This is a genomic window from Secundilactobacillus hailunensis (genome assembly GCF_005405185.1).
GTDB lineage: Bacteria > Bacillota > Bacilli > Lactobacillales > Lactobacillaceae > Secundilactobacillus > Secundilactobacillus hailunensis.
Map to the genome: position 1 here is coordinate 1 of NZ_BJDO01000114.1, position 1054 is coordinate 1054.

A 1054-nucleotide genomic window follows, 5' to 3' on the forward strand; every position below is an offset into this window, starting at 1 on the left:
ACGTGTAGTGCTAGTTTTGTAACATTTGTCGAGTAGCCCATTGATTAAAGCAAATTATATGCAAAAACCCCGCATTTGCGGTAGCTTCTAAGGTGACTAAACCAGAAAGAAGAACCGTAAATGCAAGGTCATCTTAAAACTATCCCAAAATCCAATTTAATTCAAGCTACTGTTCGAAAATTCGTCAAAATAGTCACACCAATTTACCAACTGTTGCCAAAATATTTTCGTTTGCGTCAAAATTACCGGCAATTGAAAGTCAGTGACATCACGATTATTGCTTGTATGCTTGCCCGCATAGATTTACGTGATCCCTCGGAAACGCACTTCCATCACATTTTGATGGCTGCCGGAATAGTTGTTCCCGAACGGAGTCGCTACAATCGTAGATGCCGTAATCTGTTTCAAATAATGAAGGTAATTCGTCAGTATTTATTGAAGCGATACCGGCATGATTGTACTTATGAAATCATTGATAGTGCTCCAATCACTCTAGTCTCAGCAAGACGTAGTAACCAAGCGAAAGTTTTACGTGCTATAGCTTGTAAGGGTTATAACGCCACTAAGCATCTATATTATTATGGTTTCAAACTGCATGCGGTGATGGATAACGCTGGCTATTTTGTGAACTGGGAACTAACACCAGCAAATGTTGACGATCGAAAACCCGTCGAAGAACTCTTACGAGAAGCCCCCGCTCATCAAATCTTAGCAGATGGCGGGTACCTGAGTCGAACCCTTCAAAAGCGGTTAAAATCGCAAGAAATCAACTTCTGGTTTCCACTACGAAAGAACATGCGAAAGTCAGGACAGGTTAATTCTGCATTTTTGAAAAATCAGCGACGGCATATTGAAACTGGTTTTAATAATCTAAACATCGTTGGCCATTTTGAACATCCCGGAACTCGAACACTAATCGGCTTGGGTAGCCGATTAGCAGCCCTGTTTTTATGGAATGTCATCAAGGTTCATAGCAATTTAATTCAAGGAAAAAGTGGGCTTAGAATAGATTAGTGAACTGCCTGAGCTATATTACGAAACTAGCACTACGCGT

General features: G+C 40.6%; 1 protein-coding gene. It reads left to right on the forward strand.

All coding sequences use genetic code 11. From position 1 onward, the window contains the following. Positions 1-120 precede the first annotated feature (120 nt). Positions 121-1014 carry an IS982 family transposase gene (locus FFM73_RS12540; protein ID WP_137631948.1) on the forward strand — a complete coding sequence of 298 codons (894 nt, stop codon included), beginning with the start codon at positions 121-123 and terminating at the stop codon, positions 1012-1014. Positions 1015-1054 lie beyond the last annotated feature (40 nt).